General features: G+C 70.0%; 19 protein-coding genes. 18 read left to right on the top strand and 1 reads right to left on the bottom strand.

What is annotated here, in order from left to right; all coding sequences use genetic code 11:
- Positions 1 to 8 precede the first annotated feature (8 nt).
- Complete coding sequence (locus ACOGI9_RS06350) at positions 9 to 227, bottom strand: hypothetical protein (RefSeq protein WP_419859022.1); 219 nt, start codon at positions 225 to 227, stop codon at positions 9 to 11.
- A gap of 206 nt (positions 228 to 433) precedes the next feature.
- On the opposite strand from ACOGI9_RS06350, the gene groES reads away from it, so the two are divergent.
- The 18 genes from groES to recN all read left to right on the top strand — a co-directional run bounded on the left by groES (position 434) and on the right by recN (position 19,889).
- Positions 434 to 742 carry a co-chaperone GroES gene (groES, locus tag ACOGI9_RS06345; RefSeq protein WP_419859021.1) on the top strand — a complete coding sequence of 103 codons (309 nt, stop codon included), beginning with the start codon at positions 434 to 436 and terminating at the stop codon, positions 740 to 742.
- A gap of 71 nt (positions 743 to 813) precedes the next feature.
- On the top strand, positions 814 to 2,454 hold the full coding sequence (groL, locus tag ACOGI9_RS06340; protein WP_419859020.1) for a chaperonin GroEL: 1,641 nt from the start codon (positions 814 to 816) through the stop codon (positions 2,452 to 2,454).
- 120 nt (positions 2,455 to 2,574) lie between these two features.
- Entirely contained in the window at positions 2,575 to 4,485 is a 1,911-nt protein-coding gene (locus ACOGI9_RS06335; RefSeq protein WP_419859019.1) for a hypothetical protein, read from the top strand.
- 137 nt (positions 4,486 to 4,622) lie between these two features.
- Entirely contained in the window at positions 4,623 to 6,554 is a 1,932-nt protein-coding gene (locus ACOGI9_RS06330; RefSeq protein WP_419859018.1) for a hypothetical protein, read from the top strand.
- Positions 6,555 to 6,799: 245 nt separating this feature from the next.
- Positions 6,800 to 7,312 (top strand): translation initiation factor IF-3, encoded by a 513-nt coding sequence (infC, locus tag ACOGI9_RS06325; RefSeq protein WP_419859017.1) that lies wholly within the window; start codon positions 6,800 to 6,802, stop codon positions 7,310 to 7,312.
- 51 nt (positions 7,313 to 7,363) lie between these two features.
- Positions 7,364 to 7,558: a 50S ribosomal protein L35 gene (gene rpmI / locus ACOGI9_RS06320; protein WP_419859016.1), complete on the top strand. Its 195-nt coding sequence runs from the start codon at positions 7,364 to 7,366 to the stop codon at positions 7,556 to 7,558.
- A gap of 74 nt (positions 7,559 to 7,632) precedes the next feature.
- Positions 7,633 to 7,989 (top strand): 50S ribosomal protein L20, encoded by a 357-nt coding sequence (gene rplT, locus ACOGI9_RS06315; RefSeq protein ID WP_310777469.1) that lies wholly within the window; start codon positions 7,633 to 7,635, stop codon positions 7,987 to 7,989.
- On the top strand, positions 7,986 to 9,020 hold the full coding sequence (pheS, locus tag ACOGI9_RS06310; RefSeq protein WP_419859015.1) for a phenylalanine--tRNA ligase subunit alpha: 1,035 nt from the start codon (positions 7,986 to 7,988) through the stop codon (positions 9,018 to 9,020). The genes rplT and pheS overlap by 4 nt, the downstream gene beginning before the upstream one ends.
- Positions 9,017 to 11,506, top strand: coding sequence for a phenylalanine--tRNA ligase subunit beta (gene pheT, locus ACOGI9_RS06305; RefSeq protein ID WP_419859014.1), 2,490 nt, complete (start codon positions 9,017 to 9,019; stop codon positions 11,504 to 11,506). The genes pheS and pheT overlap by 4 nt, the downstream gene beginning before the upstream one ends.
- The gene (locus ACOGI9_RS06300) at positions 11,484 to 11,744 is read left to right on the top strand and encodes a hypothetical protein (RefSeq protein WP_419859013.1); all 261 of its coding nucleotides are present in this window, start codon (positions 11,484 to 11,486) and stop codon (positions 11,742 to 11,744) included. The genes pheT and ACOGI9_RS06300 overlap by 23 nt, the downstream gene beginning before the upstream one ends.
- On the top strand, positions 11,741 to 12,046 hold the full coding sequence (locus ACOGI9_RS06295; protein WP_419859012.1) for a cell division protein ZapA: 306 nt from the start codon (positions 11,741 to 11,743) through the stop codon (positions 12,044 to 12,046). The genes ACOGI9_RS06300 and ACOGI9_RS06295 overlap by 4 nt, the downstream gene beginning before the upstream one ends.
- A 253-nt stretch (positions 12,047 to 12,299) precedes the next feature.
- Entirely contained in the window at positions 12,300 to 13,871 is a 1,572-nt protein-coding gene (rny, locus tag ACOGI9_RS06290; protein WP_419859011.1) for a ribonuclease Y, read from the top strand.
- 39 nt (positions 13,872 to 13,910) lie between these two features.
- Positions 13,911 to 14,828 carry a bifunctional 5,10-methylenetetrahydrofolate dehydrogenase/5,10-methenyltetrahydrofolate cyclohydrolase gene (locus ACOGI9_RS06285; protein ID WP_419859010.1) on the top strand — a complete coding sequence of 306 codons (918 nt, stop codon included), beginning with the start codon at positions 13,911 to 13,913 and terminating at the stop codon, positions 14,826 to 14,828.
- Between the two features lie 2 nt (positions 14,829 to 14,830).
- Entirely contained in the window at positions 14,831 to 16,135 is a 1,305-nt protein-coding gene (gene xseA / locus ACOGI9_RS06280; protein ID WP_419859247.1) for an exodeoxyribonuclease VII large subunit, read from the top strand.
- Positions 16,132 to 16,413: an exodeoxyribonuclease VII small subunit gene (xseB, locus tag ACOGI9_RS06275; RefSeq protein WP_419859009.1), complete on the top strand. Its 282-nt coding sequence runs from the start codon at positions 16,132 to 16,134 to the stop codon at positions 16,411 to 16,413. Before xseA ends, xseB begins: the two co-directional genes overlap by 4 nt.
- Positions 16,410 to 17,315, top strand: a complete 906-nt coding sequence (locus ACOGI9_RS06270; RefSeq protein ID WP_419859008.1) for a polyprenyl synthetase family protein — start codon at positions 16,410 to 16,412, stop codon at positions 17,313 to 17,315. Before xseB ends, ACOGI9_RS06270 begins: the two co-directional genes overlap by 4 nt.
- Positions 17,316 to 17,322: 7 nt before the next feature.
- The gene (locus ACOGI9_RS06265; RefSeq protein ID WP_419859007.1) at positions 17,323 to 18,231 is read left to right on the top strand and encodes an NAD(+)/NADH kinase; all 909 of its coding nucleotides are present in this window, start codon (positions 17,323 to 17,325) and stop codon (positions 18,229 to 18,231) included.
- Positions 18,225 to 19,889 (top strand): DNA repair protein RecN, encoded by a 1,665-nt coding sequence (gene recN, locus ACOGI9_RS06260; protein ID WP_419859006.1) that lies wholly within the window; start codon positions 18,225 to 18,227, stop codon positions 19,887 to 19,889. The genes ACOGI9_RS06265 and recN overlap by 7 nt, the downstream gene beginning before the upstream one ends.
- The last annotated feature ends 18 nt before the right edge of the window (positions 19,890 to 19,907 follow it).

Genomic DNA, 19,907 nt, shown 5'->3' with positions numbered 1-19,907 from the left:
GGCCGGCTTCAGGACCCGCGGAAGAAAGCGGCGCTTCCGCAGCACTTCTCCTTCATCTTGTTCGCGAACTCCGGATTGATCATCCGCACGATCAGGTAGAACACCGCGACGAAGATCGCGACCTTCGCGACCATCCACACGAGGGGCAGGACCACGGAGAAGAGGATTCCCGTCACCCACAGACCCACCGCGCCCGCGGCCACCAGCACTACGGCTGCACGAAACATGTCGACCTCCCTTTCTGGTCCGCCCCTACGATAGGCGCGCGGGGCGGGTTTCATAACCCCCGTGCCCCTTGATCGGAACCGTGCACCCCTGTATCTTCGGCTCGCCTTAGCACTCCCTGCACGAGAGTGCTAACAGCCGCGGGATCCCTCGCGGCTCTCATCGGAAGGATCACCCAACACCGAAGGTCCAAGGAGGGACAGGCAAGATGGCAACCGCCTCGAACACGAAACTGAACATCTCCCCCATGGCCGACCGCGTGGTCATCGCGCCGCTCGAGGAGACCGAGGAGATGCGCGGGGGTCTGTACATTCCGGACACCGCGAAGGAGAAGCCGCAGCAGGGCACCGTCGTCGCCGTGGGCCCCGGCCGCATGAACGATGACGGCGACCGCATCCCGATGGAAGTCAGCACCGGAGACCGGGTTCTCTACGGCAAGTACGCCGGGACCGAGGTTTCGCTGGATGGCGATGACTACCTGATCGTGAAGGAAAGCGACGTTCTGGCCGTCCTCTAGCCGCTCGAGCGGGAGACGGCGGGTCAAACCCGTTGACTGATGCGCCCGGATGACCGGGCGAAGGAGACGAAATGGCGAAGGATCTTGAATTCGATACCGCTGCACGGCAGCGCCTGAAGGCGGGCGTGGACAAGCTCGCGCGCGCGGTCAAGGTCACGCTCGGCCCCAAGGGGAGGAACGTGGTCCTTGAGAAGAAGTTCGGCAGCCCGACGATCACGAAGGACGGCGTGACGGTCGCGAAGGAAGTCGAGCTGGACGACCCGGTCGAGGATCTCGGCGCGAAGATGGTGAAGGAAGTCGCGACGAAGACGTCCGACGCGGCCGGCGACGGCACCACGACGGCGACGGTGCTCGCGCAGTCGATCTTCACCGAAGGCCTCAAGAGCGTGACGGCGGGCGCGAACCCGATGGCGCTCAAGCGCGGCATCGACAAGGCCGTCGAATCGATCGTCGCGAACCTCCATTCGATCTCGGTCGAGACCTCCGGCAAGACGGAAATCGCCCAGGTCGCCGCCATTTCGGCGAACAGCGACCGCGAGATCGGCGAACTGATCGCCGACGCGATGGAGAAGGTCGGGAAGGACGGCGTCATCACGGTCGAGGAGGCCCGCGGCCTCGAGACCGAGCTGGAGACCGTGGACGGGATGCAGTTCGACCGCGGCTACCTCTCGCCGTACTTCGTCACGGATCCGGACAAGATGGAGGTCGTCCTCGACGAGCCGATCATCCTGATCCACGACAAGAAGATCTCGGCCATGAAGGACCTGCTGCCGGTCCTCGAGAAGGTCGCCCAGATGGGCAAGCCTCTCCTGATCGTGGCGGAGGATGTCGAGGGCGAGGCGCTTGCCACGCTCGTCGTCAACAAGCTGCGCGGCACGCTCAAGGTCGCGGCCGTCAAGGCTCCGGGCTTCGGCGACCGCCGCAAGCAGATGCTGCAGGACATCGCGATCCTCACGGGCGGCCAGGTGATCTCCGAGGAACTCGGCTTCAAGCTCGAGAACGCGGTGGTCGGCGACCTCGGCCAGGCGAAGCGGATCGTCATCGACAAGGACAATACGACGGTCGTCGACGGCGCCGGTGACGCGGACCGGATCCAGGGCCGCATCAGCGAGATCAAGGTCGCGATCGACAAGTCCACGTCCGACTACGACCGCGAGAAGCTGCAGGAGCGGCTGGCGAAGCTGGCCGGCGGCGTGGCGGTCATCAACGTCGGCGCCGCGACCGAGACCGAGATGAAGGAGAAGAAGGCTCGGGTCGAAGACGCGCTGCACGCGACGCGCGCGGCCGTCGAAGAGGGCATCGTGCCCGGCGGCGGCGTGGCGCTGCTGCGGAGCCAGGGGACGCTGGACGGCGTCGAGGGTTCGGATGCCGACGAGACGATCGGAATCCGGATCGTGCGCCGCGCGGTCGAGGAGCCGGTTCGCACGATCGCCTCGAACGCCGGAGCCGAGGGCTCGATCATCGTCGAGAAGGTGCGCGAGGCCGAGGGCCGGAACACCGGCTACAACGCGGCCACGGGCGAGTACGAGGACATGGTGAAGGCGGGCGTCATCGACCCGACCAAGGTCACGCGTACGGCGCTCCAGAACGCCGCTTCGATCGCGGGTCTGCTGCTCACGACCGAGGCGGTCGTGGTGGAGCGGCCCGAGGCGGAGGATCCCGCGGCGGCCGCCGGCGGCATGCCGGGCGGCGGCATGGGCGGGATGTACTAGTCCACAGTGGGCACGGCGGGGGCGGACAGCCGTCCCTCGCCGTCCGCTGTTGGAGAAGTGCGAAAGGCCCGGCTTCGGCCGGGCCTTCGCGCATCTGCCCCCCGGGGTTAATGTCGTCCAATGCGGCACCTCGGATCCCGCCTTGCCCACCCCGGACCTCCAGCGGCTCGCGCGCGCGGCGCGCGGTCGACGCTGTGGCTCGCCGTCCTGACGCCGCTGGCCTGTGCGGACGCGACGGGCCCCTCCGACGAACTCTGTCCCGTCGTGGCGGGGCGCGGCGCTGCCCGCGCCACGCTTTCCCTCGCGGCCGGGGAGATGTGCGTACTGCCGGCGGAGGGCGTCCAGGTCGTGGAAATCGGGGGCGGCAACGCCTCGGCGGGATACCTGCTCGTCGTGCAGAGCGCCCTGCGCAGGCCGGGGGGAACGACGCGTCTCAGGCTCGATGCGCAGGCGAGGGGGGCGGCGGCGCGGGTCCCGCGAGTCCCTTCGCTCGCCGCTCCGGCGCGCGCGCTGCCGGCCGACGTGTTCGGCTTCGAGAACGACAGACCCGGCCTCGAGGAAGCGTCGCGGGCCGAACTCGCCTTCCGCACGAATGCCCGCCGCGCCGTGCGGGGCGCGCGCCCGCTCCGCCCGACGCCCGCGGCTTCATCCGACCCGGGCATGACGCGGGCGAACGCGGCCCCGACGGCCCCGACGCCCCCCTCCGTCGGCGACACGGTGATCTTCAGCAACGCGGTGCATCCGAATCTCGACGTGGACTGCGATGGGATCCACGACGTGACCGCGGTCGTCCGCGCGGTGGGCCCGAACTTCGCGATCGTGGAGGACCTCGACGGGGCCGGCGCCGTGCGCGGCGGCGGTTACGAGGCCGTCCTCGGAGCGCTCGAAATATCGGTCCTCCCGGTGCTCTCGGCGTATTTCGGCGAGCCCGCCGACATCGACCGAAACGGCGTCGTCTGGATCCTGTTCACGCCCGTCGTGAACCGGACCACGCCCCGCGACAGCGAGACCAGGATCCTGGGGTTCTTCAATCCGGCCGATCTGGCCGACCCCGAAGACTGCCCGGCGTCCAACGGAGGGGAGATCCTCTACCTCCTCGCGGCCGATCCCGACGGGCGGTTCTCCAAACCCGTACTCGAGAAGTTCGCGACGACCGGGGCCGTCGGCGTGGCCGCGCACGAACTGGCGCACCTCATTTCGGCCGAGCGCCGAACCGTGCTCGCCCGGGGGTCGTTCGCCTCGCTCGAGGAAACCTGGCTGAGCGAGGCGCTGGCGCATTCCGCGGAGACGTTCGTCGGGCTGTCGCGTGCGTCCCTGAGCCCCGGACGCAACTACGGCTTCTCGGAACTCTTCGCGGATTCCGAGGACTTCGCGACCTACCACTTCCCGAACTTCCGCCGCTCCGCCTTCTACCTGCTCGGTCCGCACCGGACCCCCGCGCTGGGCGACGCCTATGCGCGGGACCCCGACGGAATCTCCTCGCTCGCGATGCGAGGCTTCGGGTGGCTCTTCCTGCGCTGGCTCGCGGACCAGTACGCGTCGGAGGGCGGCGGACGGCTCGGCGGCCCCGCCGAGGAGGCCATCTTCCACGATCTGGCGGGAGGGGGTGAGGCCCGCGCGCGGGGGGTGGCGAACGTCGAGCGGGTCGCGTCGGCGCACGGCGGGCCGGGCACATGGGACGCCCTGCTCGCGGCCTGGGCGCTGGCCCCGATCGCGGACGATCTGCGCGGTGCTCCCTCCGCGACGCAGGTGGAGACGCTGCACCTTCGCGATGTGTTCGCCGCCCTGCACCGGGAACTGGAGGGAAGGGCGCCCTTCGCGCGCGCCTTCCCGCTCGAGGCGATGGACATCCCGCTCGCCGATGCGACGGATACCCGGATCGACTTCGAACTCGCCGCCTCGACGGGCTACTATTTCCGCCTTGAGAGCGAGGGGCCGCACCCGGAGATGCGGCTGAAGCTCACGACGCAGGCCGGGCTTGCCGTCCCCTCTTCCGAAGCCGTCCGCCTCGTCGTGCTCCGGACTCGTTGACCTTGCCCGCCCGCGCGGGCGCGGATCGTGAAGGGCGGGTATCTTGGCCGCCGGAGGGCGCCGGCCGGCCGGCGGGGCCTGCCGGGAGCCGGTGGACGTCATGGACCGTGCCAGGGAGATCGAACTGTGAGACACGCATGCTGAGACTGTGCCGCGGCCTGTCGGGTGTCGTCTCCGGTCTCGCGCTCGCGGCTTGCGGCGGCGGCACGACGGACCCCCCGCCTCCCCCTCCACCTCCTCCGCTCGCCACGGGATGCGGCGGGACGGCCACGCCGTCGGTGTCCGTCACGCTGGACCTGACCCCCGGCCAGCACGTCACGCTCGACAACGCGGCGGACGTGCGCGCCTTCAGGCTTGCGGGTTCGGAAGCGCCCCGCGACTACGAGGTCATCGTGCAGAGCGCCTCCCAGGCGCCCGGCCAGAGCGTGAACGGTTGCATCCGGGTTCGCGCCGAGCGCGCCTCCGGGAACGTGACCCCGTCCCGACCCCCCCGTCTCGCCTCCGGAGGCGGAGAGTTGAGCCGCGACCTTCGCCGCCGGGCGTCCTGGTTCGCCCGCGAACGCGTCCTGCGGGAGCAGGAGCAGCGAGAACTCGCCGCGGTGGGCGCGCAGCCCATACGGGCTCGAACGCCGGGGCTCGATCCGCTGAAGCTCGCCGATGCGCTGCGGCCACCGGACCTCGGGGACACGCTGTCCTTCAGAGTCGGCGTCGGCGCGAATCTGGTCGTCAACTGCCGCAACCCGACGACTGTCACGGGCGAAGTCCGGTACGCGGGGGAGTACTTCACCATCGTGGAGGACCTCCAGTTCCACAGTCAGCCGGACAGTGACCGGTTCTCGGAGGCCGAATTCGAGGCGATCGGCCGCCAGCTGGACGAAGTCGTGTATCCGATGGATGTCGCCTACTTCGGCGAGCCGGCGGACATCGACAACAACGGGACCGTCTTCGCCCTCATCACGGCCGAGGTGAACAAGCTCACGCCCGCGGGAGAGGAGAGTGTCGTCGCCGGCTTCTTCCTTGCGCGCGATCTCACGACAAGATCGAGCTGCGAGGCCTCGAACGAAGGGGAGATCTTCTATCTCGTCGGGCCGGACCCGGACGAGGACTACGGCTCGGACATCAGCATCAGCTTCGCGAACGCGCTCGCGCGGTCGACGGTCGCGCACGAATTCGCCCACCTGCTCAACACCCAGCAGCGCGTCACCCTCGGGGGCGGGAACATCTTCGGCGATCGCGAGGTCGCATGGCTCGATGAGGGCATGGCCCACCTGGCGGAGGAGATCGCCGGCCTCCGGGCCGCGGGGCTCGGGACAAGATCCAACCTCGATCTGGACATGATCACGACGAGCGAGGAACAGCTCACCGCCTACAACCACTTTCACGTCGTGAACCAGATTCGCCTCGGGCGCTTCCTCAGGGGCGGCTGTCCCCCGGATCCCAACGGGCCGGCGGTGGCCCCGGCGCTCGGCGACGCGTCCGGCGAGGATCCCGGCGGCGTGGAATCCCTCTCGTTCCGTGGCTTCGCGTACGGGTTCGTACGCTGGCTCGGCGACCAGTTCGGGGCGTCCGGGAGCGGGGGAGCGCTGCCCGGGAGTCGCGAGGAGGAGCTGTTCCGGTATCTGACCTCGGGTGGGCCCGCGCACTTCAAGGGCGTCACCAACGTGGAGCGCACGCTCCGGACCGTCGCCGGCGTGGAGATGGAATGGGAGGAACTCCTCTCGCTGTACCTCACGTCTCTCATCGCGGACGACCGCGTGTCGGCCGACGCGGATCCCCGGACGCAGTGGACGACCTGGAATCTCCCGGCGCTGTACCGGCAACTGAGCGAATCCAATCTTGGAGACCGATGTCCGTTCACCCGCAACTTCCCGCTCACGCCCTCGAGGGTGAACGTGCACGTGTCGACGAACAGCTCGACCGAATTCACGGTGAACTCCTCCACCGGACGCTATTTCTCGCTCGTGAGTTCGGGCGCGACGCCCGGCCTGGTCGTCGAGGTCATGGACCCGGCCGGGTCGAACCTCCCCGGACGGGCGCAGACGCAGGTCACCGTGCTCAGGACGCGCTGAACGACTCCCGGATTTCCATTACCCTCCCCGACGTCTACCGGTTCTCCCGGTGGCGGTCGTTGACAGGAGGACCGCCCGGGGGCACTTTCCGGGCGTTGAAAAACTGACAAGCGGGGCCGCGATGCCCCCACCCTATCGGCGCACGGAATCGTGCTGCTGCCGGGTCGATCGAGCACTCCCCTCGGAGGGGCGTGCCTTCGTGCCCGGTCGGTCGTCGCCGAACCGGGCTTTTCTTATGAGGTGAAGTGAACGGAGATCCCAGAGTCAACGACAAGATCCGGATCAGCCCGATCCGGCTCATCGACGAAGAGGGCAATCAGCTCGGCATCGTCGCGACGGATGAAGCTCGCGCCCTTGCGGCCGAACGCGGGCTCGACCTCGTGGAGGTGGCGCCCGGCGCGCGGCCGCCCGTCTGCCGGCTCATGGATTTCGGAAAGTACAAATACGCGCAGGCGAGGAAGGCGCGGGAAGCGAAGAAGAAGCAGCATATCATCAACGTCAAGGAAGTGAAGCTGCGGCCGAAGATCGAGGCCCACGACATCGACTTCAAGATGCGGCACGCCCGCAGGTTCCTCTCGGATGGCGACAAGGTGAAGTTCACCCTCATGTTCCGGGGCCGCGAGGTCACGCACCCGGAGCGGGGGCGACGGATCCTCGAGATGGTGAAGGACGAGTTGGAGGACATCGCGGTGGTGGAGTCGGACATCTCCCACGAGGGTCGCACGATGACGATGCTGATGGGACCGCACCGCACGTAGCAGAGAACGACGACTCCGTCGCGGACGGAGCAGAACCGGAGCATACGCAAGATGCCGAAAATGAAGACGAACCGGTCCGCCGCGAAGCGGTTTCGAAAGACCGGCAGCGGAAAATTCCGGCGCCGGCGTGCCTTCCACAGCCACATCCTGACGAAGAAGAGCCCCAAGCGTAAGCGTCGGCTCCGGCAGGGGACCCTTGTGGCGAAAGCGGACGAGAAGCGGGTGAAGCGACTCCTGGGAACCTAGTTCGGGCGCCCGTTCGCCCTATTCCCCGGACAGTACCCGGACAGTCTCAGCATCAGGAATCAGGAGGTGCGGTCATGCCACGCGCGACGAGCAGCGTTGCACGCAACCGTCGAAAGAAGAAGATCCTCAAGGAAGCCCGCGGCCAGTTCGGGGCGCGGTCGAAGCTCTATCGCACGGCGAAGAACTCCGTCGAGCGCGGTTGGGCCTATGCCTACGTCGACCGGCGCAGAAAGAAGCGCGACTTTCGCCGACTGTGGATCGCCCGCATCAACGCCGCGGCCCGGCAGAACGGCATCTCGTATTCCCGGTTCGTCAGCGGGCTGAAGAGCGCCGGCGTCGACCTCAACCGCAAGGTGCTCGCGGACCTCGCCATCCGGGATCCGGCCGCCTTTACCAAGCTCGTCGAGGTGGCCAAAGCGCACGGCCCATGACCCCGGCCGGAGCGTCTCTCCTCGATCGGCTCGCCGCCATCGAGGGGGAGGGGCTCGCCGCGATCGGGGAGGCCGCGGACTCCGCCGCGCTCGAGTCCGCCCGAGTCGAATACCTGGGCCGTAACGGCCGGCTGGCCGACGTGATGTCCCTGATCGGCACGGTCGAAGCCCGGGCCCGACGCGACGTCGGACAGCGCGCGAACGCCGTGAAGACCGTGCTGCGCGGCGCCCTCGAGGCGCGGGCGAAGGCGCTGGAGAGCGCCACCCGCGGGCCGAGCGCCCGCATCGATCTCACCCTTCCCGCGCGCGGGCGCTGGGTCGGCGGCGTGCACCCCGTGACCCGGGTCATCGACGAGATCTGCGAGATCTTCGCCGAACTCGGCTTCACGAGCGTGCTCGGCCCCGAGATCGAATCCACGTGGTACAACTTCACCGCGCTCAACATTCCGCTCGATCACCCCGCCGCGGACATGATGGACACCTTCTATCTGGACAAGGACGTCGTGCTGCGGACGCACACCTCGCCCGTCCAGGCGCGCGTGATGGAGACCTTCCGGCCGCCCGTGCGCGTCGTCGTGCCGGGGCTCGCGTACCGGCGCGACTCCTTCGATCCCTCGCACGCGCCGGCCTTCGAGCAGATCGAGGGTCTGGCGGTCGACGAAGGCGTGGATTTCGTGGAGTTCCGCGCCGCGATCGAGCACTTCGTGCACCATTTCTTCGGTCGGGGGACGAAGAGCCGGTTTCGGCCGTCCTTCTATCCCTTCACCGAGCCCTCGGCGGAGGTGGACGTGTCGTGCGCCGTGTGCGCGGGGGGCGGTTGCTCCACCTGCAAGCGCACGGGATGGATCACGATCATGGGAAGCGGGATGGTGGATCCCGCGGTCTTCAAGGCCGTGGGGTACGACCCGGAGCGCTACACGGGCTATGCGTTCGGGATGGGACCGGCCCGCATCGCGATGGTGCGGCACGGGATCCCCGACATGCGGCTCCTCTACGAGGGGGAGATGAGCTTTCTGCAGCAGTTCACATGAACATCTCGTTCAACTGGATCGACGAACTGGCCCGACTTCGCGGGGAGTTGCGGGACCCGCGGGCCCTGGCCGAGCGCCTGACGATGACGGCCGCCGCCGTGGAGAAGATCGAGACCGTGGGCGCGGGGCTCGACGGGATCGTCGTGTCTCGCGTTCTCGAAACCCGTCCGCACCCGAACGCGGACCGGCTCACGCTGTGCAGGGTGGACCGGGGCGCCGGCGAGGTGCTCGATGTGGTGTGCGGGGCTCCGGTCGTCGTCCCCGGGGCGTTCTATCCGCATGTGGCGCCCGGCGGGGAGCTTCCCGCCGGCTTCCGCATCGAGAGCCGGAAGATCCGCGGCGAGTTGAGCCACGGCATGCTGTGCTCGGAGGCCGAACTCGAGCTGGGCCGCGACAAGGGGGGCATCATGCGCCTCGCGGACGGGCTCGAGCCGGGAACGCCGCTCGCGGCGGCGCTGGGCCTGCCGGATACGCGTCTCACGCTGGACCTGAACCCCAACCGGGTCGACCTCGCCTGCCACATGGGGGTCGCACGGGAAGTAGGGGGGCCTCCGTCGCCGCGCGACTTCGGGGGACCGGCGTGGTCGCCCGAGTGGCGGGACGGCGAATCCGAGGTGAGCGGAGCCGGAGTCACGGTCCGCATCGAAGATCTCGGCCGGTGTCCGCGCTACATGGCCGCCGTCATTCGGGGGGTCAGGGTCGGGCCGTCGCCGCCGTGGCTTGCGGGCCGGCTTCTCGCGGTGGGCGCCCGTCCGATCAGCAACGTCGTCGACGCGACGAACTACGTCCTCCACGAGTGCAACCAGCCACTGCATGCCTTCGATCTCGCGCGGCTGTCCGGCGCGGAGATCCGCGTGCGGCCGGCCGCGGCGGGCGAGCCGCTGATGACGCTCGACGGCCAGGAACACAAGCTCTCGCCCGACCAGACGGTGATCGCGGACCGCGATCGCGCGATCGCCTTCGCGGGTGTGATGGGGGGGCTCGACACGGAGGTGACCGGGGACACGGTCGACCTGCTCATCGAGTGCGCGTCGTTCGATCCGGCCGGCGTGCGGCGGACCCGGACCGGCGCGGGGCTCTCCACCGACGCGTCCTACCGCTTCGAGCGCGGGATCGACATCCACGCGCAGGAGCGGGCGCTCGCGCGCTGCGTCGAACTCATCCTCGCGACGGCCGGAGGCGAGGCGGACCTCATCGGCCTCCGCGCGGGCCCGGCCCCGGTCCCGGCCGCGCCGATCGACGTTCGCGTGAGCCGCGTGAACCAGGTGCTCGGCTTCGGTCTCGACGGGGCGGCGGTCCTCGCGGCGCTCGAGCCGATCGGCTTCGAGGCCCTCCCCGGCGCGGACGGCGGCGATGGCGCGGGCGGTGCGGCCGACCGGCTGCGCGTCTCCGTGCCCGGGTGGCGCACCGACGTCGCCCGGGAGATCGATCTCGTGGAGGAAGTCGCGCGCCGGGTCGGATACGACGCCGCGACGGGTCAGGACCGCAGGTTCCGGCCCAGCGCGGTGCCCGCGGACCCGCGGGTCGAAAAGGCGGCCAGAGTGCGGGAGCTGCTGACCGGACGCGGACTCCTCGAAGCGCGCAGCCTCAGCTTCATGCCGGAGGACTACCGGGGGAATCGCGCCGTCGTCTCGGTGCCGAACCCGCTCTCGGCCGAGGAGAGCTGTCTTCGCTCCGCCATGGTCCCCGTGCTGCTCAGGCGGCTGGAACACAACTATGCGCGCGGCAACCGCAACGTGCGCCTGTTCGAACTCGGGACCGTGTTCGGGTACGCGGCCGGCCCGGGTCGGGAAGAGGAGGCGGACGGAACCGGCCGTTTCGAGGAGTCCGGAAGAGTGGGGGCCGTCGTCGCCGGAGCCCGGCGTCCCGATCACTGGTCGGGGCCGGGACTCGACTTCGACCTGTGGGACCTCAAGGAGATCGCCGGGTCGTTCGCGGATCGCCTGTGCGGGGCGACGCTGGAGCCGCTCGATGGCGCCGGGGCCGCGGAGGCGGCGGGGAGCGGAGCGTCCCTCGCGGGGCCCTGGCTCTCCCGCGGCGGGTTCCGGGCCGTGAAGGACGGCCGCACGGTTGGCGTCGCGGGAGCCGTGGACCTGGCGTCCGTCGACGCGCCTCCGTGGGCCGCGCCCGCATTCGCGCTCGAGTTCGATCTCGCCTCCGTCGAGGGACGGCCCGTGCCCGCCTACCGCAAGACGTCGCCGTTCCCCGCCGTACGCCGGGACCTCTCGATGACGGTGCCGCGAGGCGTGCCCGCCGCGGACATCGAGCGGGCGGCGAGAGAAGCGACCTCCGATCTGCTGCGGGACGTACGCCTCTTCGACGTCTACTCGGGTGAGGAGATCGAGGGCGGCCGCCTCGGCCTGGCATGGACGTTTCGCTTCCGGGCTCCCGACCGTACGCTCACGGATCGGGAAGTCGAATCGGAGATGTCCGCCCTTTCCAACGCCCTGGAGGAACGGTTCGGTGCCAGAATCCGCAGATCCTGACCGGCAACGGGAAGTCGAGCGACTCCTCGACCGCCTCTCTCGGGCGGCGGGCAGGATCGAGACCCGGCGGAAGGAACCCGGGGTCGCGGGCCCGACCGGACCGGCGACCCCCGACATCGAGGAGCGGTTCAAGGCGGTGACGGCGGAGAACCGTCGCCTGCGCGAGATGCTGGCCGAGGCGAGGGAAAGGGCCGTGCGACTGCGCAACCGCCTCGCTCATGTGGAGGATGAGGTATGATTTCAGCGGATGATTCGCCTCCGATCGGCGTAACGATCTTCGGCGATCGATACCGGATCCGGACGGACCGTGGGGAGGCGTACACGCGGGCGTGCGCGAAGTACGTGGACGACGCGATTCAGCGTGCGCACATGACGGGCGTGGCCGAGCCCCATCGCGCCGCGATCCTGGCCGCGCTCGAGATCACCGATGAACTCCTCCAGGCCCGCCACGAGATCGAGCAACTCACGGCCGCCGTCGAGGCGCGCGTCACGGAAGTGACCGAACGGCTCGAGTCCATCGCGGGCAACACCGCGCCCTAGGCCCTGCGCCCCCTCCGCCGCACCGGAGTGCCGCGGTCCGCTTGCGGCGTGCAGAGTCCGGAGCAACGTTTCCTGACGTAAGTTAGCAGTCGGTGTTGTGCTGTCCGTAAGGCGGCTTCGCACGAGCGTGGCCCCAGCTTCAGATAGATGATCGGCCGGAGCGCATCGTTCCGTCCGATCTGAGCGGCATGCACCGGTGGATGAGTCCGCCGGTTTTTTTGTTCATAGATGGTTCGAGGATTGGAGTCTGGCCATGCTGGAATCCATCACCGTGCCGGCGATGCTGTTGGCCATCGCGGGTCTCGTGGCGGGGGGCGTCGCGGGGATCCTGATCGAGCGGCGGGGCCTGCGGCGGGCGCGCGGCCGCCTCGAGAGCGACGGGCGGGACATCATCGAGTCCGCGAAGATGGAGGCGGGCAGCCTCCGCAAGGCGGCGGAACTGGCGGGGCGCGAAGAGGCGCAGCGGCTCCGGGAGGAATCGGCCAGGGAAGGGGAGCGCCGGCGCACCGAGCTGGAGCGGCTGGAGCAGCGGACGCTCGAGCGGAGCGAGACGCTGGAGCGGAAGCTCGAGAAGATCGACCAGCGGCAGGAGCGGGTGGATCGTCGCCGCGAGCAGATCGAGGCCGAGCGCGGCGAACTCGACACCCGGGCGAAGGAACTCGTCGACCGCGAGCGGGAACTCGGAAGGCGCCTCGAGGAGATCGCGGGCATCAGCCGGGAAGCCGCGCGCCGCGAGTTGGTGGGCCAGATTCGCGACCAGGCGCGGGCGGACGCCGCGCAGCACGTGCGGGAGGTCACCGAACGGGCCCGGAACGAGGCCGAGCGGGAAGCCCGCAAGATCATCTCCCAGGCGATCGAGAAGCTCTCCGTCGATCATTCCTCCGAAGCGGCCGTCTCGGTCGTCACGCTTCCCAGCGACGACATGAAAGGCCGGATCATCGGGCGCGAGGGCCGGAACATCCGGTCCTTCGAGGCGGCCACCGGCGTCGACGTGGTCGTGGACGATACGCCCGAGGCCGTCATCCTCTCCTGCTTCGACCCCGTCCGCCGCGAGGTTGCGCGGCTGGCGATGGATCGCCTCGTCGGTGACGGCCGGATCCACCCCGGCCGCATCGAGGAAGTCGTGGAGAAGGCGCGGGAAGACGTCCAGACGACGATGCGGCAGGCGGCCGACGAGGTCCTGTACGAACTCGGCATCCACGACCTGCACCCGAAACTCCGCGAAGTCCTCGGCGTCCTCCGCTTTCGGACCAGCTACGGGCAGAACCAGCTGCAGCACGCACACGAGGTCGCGCTCATCGGGGCGACGATGGCGGCGGAGCTGTCGCTCGATGCGCAGCTGGTGAAGCGAATGGGTCTGCTGCACGACATCGGCAAGGGGCTCACGCACGAGAAGGAGGGGAGCCACGTCGAGATCGGCTACGACCTGTGCAAGCAGTGCGGGGAGAAGGACGGCGTGCTGAACGCGATCCGCGCGCACCACGGCGAGGAGCCCGCCCGGTATCCGGAGACCTTCCTCGTCACGGCGGCGGACGCGATCTCGGGCGCCCGTCCCGGCGCCCGGCGGGAGTCGTTTGAGCACTACGTGAAGCGATTGGAGAAACTGGAGGAGATCGCGAGTTCCTGGGACGGGGTCGAGAAGGTCTACGCGATTCAGGCGGGGCGGGAGATCCGGATCATGGTGACTCCGGACAAGGTCTCCGACGAGGAGATGGCGAGGCTGTCGGAGCGGACGGCCCGCCGCATCGAGAACGAGTTGCAGTATCCGGGGCAGATCAAGGTCGTCGTCGTGCGCGAGTCGCGCACCGTCGACTTCGCGCGCTAACGAACCCGGCTGACAACCACGCCAACACGGAGAGAATGGATGACGGCGCAGCTCATCGACGGGAAGCGGATCGCGGCCGAGATCCGGGCGGAAGTGGCGGAACGGACGCGGGGCCTTGCGGAGCGGGGGGTCCGGCCCGGCCTCGGCGTCGTCCTCGTCGGCGAGGATCCCGCCTCGCAGGTCTACGTGCGGATGAAGACACGGGCCTGCGAAGAGGCCGGCATCCAGGCCCGCGACATTAAGCGGTCCGCCGACATCGGGCGCGCGGAACTCCTTGGCATCGTCGACGAGCTGAACGCGGATCCCGCCATCCACGGGATTCTCGTGCAGCTCCCCCTGCCTCGACACCTCGATGAGCGCGAGGTGACGGAGAGGATCGATCCCGCCAAGGATGTCGACGGATTTCATCCCGTGAACCAGGGCCGGATGTCCCAGGGGGACGCGACGGCCTTCCGTCCCGCCACCCCCGCCGGCGTGCAGGAACTCATCCGGAGGACGGGCGTGGAGACCTCGGGCGCCCACGTCGTCATCGTCGGCCGCTCGAACATCGTCGGCATGCCGATGTCCCAGATCATGCTGCAGAAGGAGCCCGGGGCGAACGCCACGGTGACCGTGGCCCACAGCCGGACCGCCGACCTCGGCGCCGTGACGCGCCAGGGGGAGATCCTCATCGTCGCCGTCGGCGTCCCCGGCATCGTCCGCGGCGACATGGTGCGGGAAGGCGCCGTCGTGATCGACGTGGGCGTGAACCGGGTCGAGGACCCGACTACGGAGCGAGGCTATCGGCTCGTCGGCGATGTGGCGTTCGACGAGGCGGCGGAGCGCGCGAGCTGGATCACTCCGGTTCCCGGCGGCGTGGGGCCGATGACGATCGCCATGCTCCTCCGGAACACCGTGCGGTCGGCGGAGCGGACGGCAAGCCTCGCCGCGGCGGGCACGGTGGCCGCGTCGGGTTGAACGTGACGCGTCAGGCCTCGCTGTTCGGCGCGGCGGAAGTCCGCGATGGCCGCTCGCCGGAGGGCGCGATCACCGTGTCGGACCTGAACGAGGCGGCGCGCGGCACGCTGGAGAAGCGGTTCGGCGACCTCTGGGTGCGCGGCGAAGTGACGAACTGGACCCGCTCCTCCGCCGGGCACCGCTACTTCTCCCTCCGGGATCAGGAGCGGGACGCGAGCGTCGCGTGCGTCTTCTTCCGGGGGGATGCATGGCGCCTGCCGATGGATCCGGAAGACGGCATGGAGGTCTTCGTCCACGGCCGTCCGACCCTCTACGCGCGGCAGGGCCGGTTCCAGTTGCGCGTGCGCGCCCTCGAGACGGCGGGCGAAGGGTTGTGGCGGATCGCCTTCGAGCGGCTCCGCCGGAAGCTCGCGGCGGAGGGCCTGCTGGACCCGGAGCGCAAGCGGGCGCTGCCCGAGTTCCCTCGCCGCGTGGGCGTCGTCACGTCGCGCAAGGGCGCGGCGCTCCAGGACATCATCACGGTGCTCCGCCGGCGGGCCCCCTGGGTCGAGATCGTCGTGCGTCACTGCCGCGTGCAGGGCGAGGGCGCCGCCGCCGAGGTGCGGGCCGCCCTTCAGCGTCTCGCGGATTGGGGCGCGAGCGATCCGAACCGGACGCTCGACGCGATCATCCTGAGCCGGGGCGGCGGGTCCATGGAGGACCTGTGGTGCTTCAACGAGGAGACGGCGGTTCGAGCGGTCGCGACGAGTCCGGTTCCGGTGATCTGCGCCGTCGGGCACGAGGTCGACGTGACCCTGTGCGAGTTGGTGGCCGACCTCCGGGCGCCGACGCCATCCGCGGCCGCGGAACTCGCCGTGCCGGACATCCGGCACGTCCGCGCCTCGCTCGATACGGCGGGAAGGGGGCTGGCCCGCGGGTTGCGCCGGCTCATCGTGCGGGGGAGCGATCGCGTGGAAGCGCTCGCGCAGCGCCTCCCGGCCTCCGCGGGACACGCGCGCGATGTGGCGAAGCTGCGGCTCGATACGATGGCGGCCCGCCTCCCGGCGGGGATGGAGCGCGTGCTCGCACGCTCGCGTGCGCGGCTCGCCGAACTGGCCGCGTCGCTCGACGCGCGGAGCCCGCTCGCGACGGTGGCCCGCGGCTACGCCGTCGCCACGGACGTCGAGGGACGCCGCCTCACGCGGATCGACGACTTCGCGCCGAGCCAGCGTTTCCGCCTGCGCGTGGCCGGGGGCCAGGTCGCGGCGACGGCGGATGCCGTGGAACGCGACGCGGCGGAGCCGCACGCCGGGGAGCCGGACGCATGAGCGAGTCTTCGAAGGAGTTCGAATTCGAGACCGCGATCCGGGAACTGGAACGGATCGTCGCACGCCTCGACCGCGAGGGCATCGGCCTGGACGAGGCGATCGCCCTCTTCGAGCAGGGGATCGAGCGCCTCGGCGAGGCGCGACGCTGGCTCGACACGGCGAGCGGCCGCGTCGAGGAGCTCATCGCCTCCTCCACGGGAGGGCTGGAAGCGATGCCGCTGGAGGGTGCGGAAGCGCCGGGCGGGGGGTCGGAGGACCGGACGGAGGACGAACCGTGACCGTCGCGCTGCACGAACTGCGTGCGGCCATCGATGATGAGCTGGAGGGCTGGCTGTCCGAAACGCTGCGGGGGGCGGGCCCGATCGCGGACCCCATCCGGTATGCCGTGCTCGCGAAGGGGAAGAGGATCCGGCCGCTTCTCTTCGTCGGGGCGTGGGAGGCCGCGGGCGCCGCCGCCGGGCAGGGCGCCGGAAACGGCGCGGGTGCGCTCCACCGCGTGGCTCTGGGGCCCGAACTCGTCCACACGTATTCCCTGATCCACGATGACCTCCCGTGCATGGACGACGACGACCTTCGCCGGGGGCGGCCGACGGTGCATGTCCGGTACGGGGAGCGCGCCGCGGTCATGACGGGCGCGGCGCTGCTTCCGCTCGCGATCCGCGCCGTGGCCGAGGGAGCGGCGGGCCTGAAGCTGCCGGACCCCGTGGCGGGCCGGCTCATCGGGGTCCTCACCGCGGCGGCCGGCGGCGACGGCATGGTCGGGGGCCAGCTCCTCGATCTCCTCGCCGAAAAGAAGCACGTCGGCTTCGAGACGCTCGAGCGCATCCATCTCGGCAAGACCGCTCGCCTCATCGCGGCCTGCTGCACCATGGGCGGCGTCGCGGCCCGCGCCTCCGACGAGACGGTCGGTCGGCTGACCCGCTTCGGAATCGCCATCGGGCTCGCGTTCCAGACGGTCGACGATATCCTCGATGTGACGGGATCCTCGACCCGGATGGGGAAGGTCGGCGGGCGGGACGAAGCCCTGGGAAAGGCGACGACGCCGTCGGTCCTCGGTCTGGAGGGAGCGAGAGCCCGAGCGGAGGAGTTCGGCCGCGAGGCGCTGGGCGAGATTTCCCCGCTTCCGGGCGCGGACCGGCTGCGCGAAATCGGACGTCTCGTCCTCGACCGCGACCGTTGAGTCACCCGTGAAGTTCTTCATCATCGGCATCGCCGACCACCCGGGACTGGAGCCGCTCCTTCGGCGCGTCGAGCGGAAGGCGGACGAACTCGGGGTCTCTCTCGTCTTCGAACCATCGCTCGCGCCGACGGCGGGACGTGACTCCGCCGCGCCGGAGGAGATCGAAGGGGATGTCGCCCTCGTCCTGGCCCTCGGCGGAGATGGGACGTTGCTGCGGGCCGCGCGTCTGGCGGCGCCCCGCGGGATCCCGGTGCTGGGCTGCAACCTGGGCCGGCTCGGGTTTCTCACCATGGTTTCGGAGGATGAACTCGAGGCAGCGATGTCGATGGTGGCGGGCGGGGACTATGAGCTCGAGAAGCGGCTCGCCCTCCGCGTCCGGGTGGTTCCGAACGGATCCAGCGGGCCGGACGGGCGGAGCTTCTACGCGATCAACGACGCCGTCATTCACAAGAGTGGCTTCGCCCGCCTGATCGGGCTGCGTGTGTTGGCTGACGACGACGAAGTGGGGCACTACAGCGCGGATGGCATCATCCTCGCCACGGCCACGGGCTCGACGGCCTACAGCCTTTCCGCGGGGGGCCCCATCGTGTCGCCGACGATGGAGGGCATCGTCGCGACGCCGATTTCGCCGCACACGCTTGCCGTGCGCCCGGTCGTGTTTTCGGGAGACACGAGGATCTCGGTCGAACTCCTCTCGGGGGACCACGACCTGCAACTGACCGTCGACGGACAGCCCGGTTGCCGTCTCTCGGTGGGAGATCGCGTGGAGGTCGCCCGCTCGAGGCACGCCGTGGGTCTGGTCCGGCTGCCCCGCCATTCGTTCTTCACCGTCCTGAGGCGGAAGCTGCGGTGGGGGGATGTCCGCGAACACCCGACGCCCCCGTCCGGGGGGAATGAGGGAAAGCCGGAGTGCTGAGGGAGCTTCGGGTCCGGAACTTCGCCGTCGTCGAGGAGGCCACCCTCGAGTTCGGACCGGGCCTCAGCGTGCTCAGCGGCGAGACGGGAGCGGGGAAGTCCCTCCTCGTCGAAGCGCTCGCGCTCCTCGTCGGAGGCCGGCCGTCGCAGGACATGATCCGGGCGGGCGCCGGGGCCGCCCGCATCGAGGGCCGCTTCGAGATCGAGGACGTCGACGGAGTGCGGACGCTGTGCGAGGACGCCGGCGTCGATCACGAAGATGGCTGGCTCATCCTGTGTCGCGAGTTGCGCCGCGAGGGCCGGCACCGGGCATGGGTGAACGGCTCGCCGGCCACGGCGGGAAGGCTGCGCGAGTTCGGTGGCCGGCTCCTCGACCTCCACGGACAGCACGATCACCAGCGGCTCCTGGACCGCGCGTGGCAGCGGCGGATCCTGGACGCCCACGGTCGACACGAGGGGCTGGGCGCCCGGACGGCGGCGGCATACGAAGCGTTGGGCGCCATCGAGGCGCGCCTGGAGGATACGCGCCGCGCCGCGCGCGAGGGACGCGAACGGGCGGACTACCTGCGCTTCAAGCGGGACGAGATCGCCGGAGCCGGACTCGAACCGAACGAAGATGAGGCGCTCGAGTCGGAGGCCCGCCGCCTCTCGCATTCCGAAGAGCTGGTCGAACTCTCGGGCTCGCTCCACCACGGGCTGTACGAGGCCGAGGGGTCGATCGTCGACCGGCTGGGCGAGTTCGCGGCCCGCCTCGAGGCCCTGGTCTCGATCGACCGCGATGCGAGTCCCTTCCGCGACCTGCTCGAGGCCGCGCTCCGCAACGTGGAGGAACTCGGGCGGAGCCTCGCTCCCTACCGCGACTCGATCGAGCACGACCCCCGGCGGCTCGACGAGATCCGCGTCCGGCAGGATCTCCTCTACCGCCTCAAGCGCAAGTACGGCGGCACCGTGGAAGACGTGATCCGCGCGGGCGAGGAGGCGCGGCGCGAATTGGAGACCGTGCAGGGGGCGGATGACGAGATCGAGCGCCTCGAAGCGGCGCGGCAGGCGGCGTCCGCCGAACTGGCCGAGCTGGCGTCCGAACTTTCCGAGCGGCGCCGCCAGTCGGCCCGCGCGCTCTGCGAGGCCGTCACGGCGGCGCTACCGGAACTCGGTCTCCGGGGCGGCCGTTTCGAGATCGCGCTCGACGCATACGGCGAGATCAGGGCCACCGGCGCCGAACGGGTGGAGTTTCTCGTCTCCCTGAATCCGGGTTTCCCCCCGGCGCCGCTGCGGCGCGTGGCCTCGGGGGGAGAGATGAGCCGCCTCATGCTCGCGCTCGAGACCGCCCTCATCGAGGTGGACGATCTGCCGGTGCTCGTATTCGACGAGATCGATGCCGGGATCGGGGGAGAGGTGGCGCACCGTGTCGCGGCCCGGCTCGTGCGGCTTTCCGCCACGCACCAGGTGCTCGTCGTCACGCATCTCGCGCAGATCGCGGCGCGCGCCGACGCCCACTATTCGGTCGGCAAGGTCACGGAAGCCGAAGGCGTGCGGACATCGGTCCGGGTGCTCACCGGGGGAGAACGCGTCCACGAAGTCGCTCGCATGCTGGGAGGCGACCCCGCCAGCCGCGCCTCGCGCGCCCACGCCGAGGAGTTGCTCGCCGGCCGTCTGTAGCGCGAGTTGCGGCGCCGA

The organism is Candidatus Palauibacter irciniicola (assembly GCF_965208695.1).
In the GTDB taxonomy this organism is placed as follows: domain Bacteria; phylum Gemmatimonadota; class Gemmatimonadetes; order Palauibacterales; family Palauibacteraceae; genus Palauibacter; species Palauibacter irciniicola.
Note: the sequence above shows the minus strand (reverse complement) of the source record. Positions and strands in the feature narration are given on the sequence as shown.